Origin of the sequence: Shewanella sp. 10N.286.52.C2 (assembly GCF_002874545.1) — a bacterium.
Lineage (GTDB): Bacteria > Pseudomonadota > Gammaproteobacteria > Enterobacterales > Shewanellaceae > Shewanella.
In genome coordinates, this window is record NZ_MCTV01000071.1 from 1 (window position 1) to 1874 (window position 1874).

Below are 1874 nucleotides of genomic sequence, written 5' to 3' on the forward strand. Positions count from 1 at the left end.
ATCAAGTCTGAGCTACTACACATTGTGATATAGAGACCGAGTGCCCATTGTATAGGTAATCGGTCATGTTCAATCCTTTGAATCAACTTCAACTATCTCCCAGAACTATCCTGCTAGACCGTCACGTCCTCTATAACCTTAGAGTCTCAATATTGAGTGTCATTACCTTGCGGCCCGCTATCGTTCGTTATGACCCAGCTCATTGCGTTTAACTATTTGGGACCTGAGTATTTACTGGACCTATCGACTTATCTATCTACCTAATGCCTGGGATTCAGTCTCAAAAACTAGATTGCATTAGTGCGACTACACCGACGAAAGTTGCCAGTATTTATGGGTGAATGACATTGGTTTTAATGAGTAAGATTCCGATGCTGTAATTGACTACCCATTACATCAATCTTGGGTCTTTTGAATACCTGAATGGGATTAAGCATCTGGCTATTAGTGAATTTTGGGTGATTGGTTTAACTGGTGATTTTGAAGTGGATTGATATTGGAGAATACCGGAGATAGACAGGGTGGATCTTATAGACATGAAAAAGCCGCTTGAATAAATCCAAGCGGCCTATCAATAAATTGGTGGCCCTCCCAGACTCAAATCGATGCTTGAAGCTCACTTGCAATGGGCTTTCTGTCTTTTTTGTGTCTTTTTGGTACATCTATTGGTACATCAATGTGAAGTGACCTATAAAGAGGCTGGTTACTGAATGAATTAATTTTAAATATTTTCCATAAATTGAGCACCAAACATCGTTCTTAGCTGTGGGATAGCTAAACCCCAGTAACGCCTCTCTAATTCAGTGATCTTGTTTCGCTTTAGTTCAAAGGTTTTCCAACGCATCCATTTAGGTTTTGGCCAGTAGGCTACTTGCTCAAACATGTTGTTTACGTCTGGCCAATCATAGCCCCAAAGTTCTTTTCTAAGCTTTCTAATTCGTCTCATTAACCTTTCTTGTGGCCTTTCACTTTGGCAAGCGTAGTGTAAACCTATACAACTACGGCAAGCGTAGGCGTATTTGATGGCGTAAAGATGTTGACGCTGCTTTTGGCAATAAGGGCAAGTGAGATAAAGCTTGGTGCTTACGCTGCTGTTATCAAGCTTTAAGGCTATCTGGTGAGGTTTATCATTGATAGTGAAAGTCATGAGGCGTACACCACCATCTGACTCGGTTAACTTTAGCCGTTTATGTTCAGTGCTGAGACCACTCGAATCCATCGTATAAGCGCCCAATGGCGAAGTGAGTAAACCTTTAAACTGATGGGCATACAAACGATGGTATTCAGTAGTATAAGCCCGTTGGCGATGCCTACCGTAGTGATGACCTTTAGGCATTGAAGTCTCCAGTTTTGTGCGAAAAACAGGTTTAACTTGTAGCTTCTATTTTCAAGAAATTGTAACATAATTGAAGCATGTTTTCGTTGATGTAATAATGGGTCTACATTGATTTAGGTTACTCAATGGTACACTCATTTTTTTATAGCTGGATAATAACTTTTTGAAGGGAATTCGAATGTCCAAGTATATAGCTTTATTGCTTCTTTTTTTTCCTATAGCCCTTATGGCCAGTAATTCTGATATTGAATTATTGATTGAAAAAGCTAACAAGGGTGATGTGGCATCACAGTATCAGCTAGGTTTTTCTTACCTTGTGGGCCAGGGAGTAGGCATAGATATAGAAAATGCTGTGGTTTGGTATAAAAAAGCAGCCAGTGCTGGACACTCAGAAGCTCAAAATGCTTTGGGCGAATTATATAGTGAGGCTGGTAGTGGTAGCGATGATTCAGCTATAGAACTTAAAAAGATAGCTATTTATTGGTTCACCAAAGCTGCTGAACAGGGTCTTGCTCGGGCCCAGTATAATCTTGGTGTT

At 40.3% G+C, this 1874-nt stretch carries 2 protein-coding genes; one reads left to right on the forward strand and one right to left on the reverse strand.

What is annotated here, in order from left to right:
- Positions 1-721: 721 nt before the first annotated feature.
- Positions 722-1336, reverse strand: coding sequence for a hypothetical protein (locus BCU94_RS18875; protein ID WP_102477233.1), 615 nt, complete (start codon positions 1334-1336; stop codon positions 722-724).
- Between the two features lie 178 nt (positions 1337-1514).
- Between BCU94_RS18875 and BCU94_RS18880 the strand changes: the two genes are divergently transcribed.
- A partial coding sequence (locus BCU94_RS18880) for a tetratricopeptide repeat protein (RefSeq protein ID WP_133149810.1) occupies positions 1515-1874 on the forward strand: 360 nt, incomplete at its 3' end.

What these genes read in the sequence shown, in the direction of transcription:
- BCU94_RS18875 (WP_102477233.1), bottom strand. Translation starts at nt 1,336, where the DNA reads ATGCCTAAAGGTCATCACTACGGTAGGCATCGCCAACGGGCTTATACT.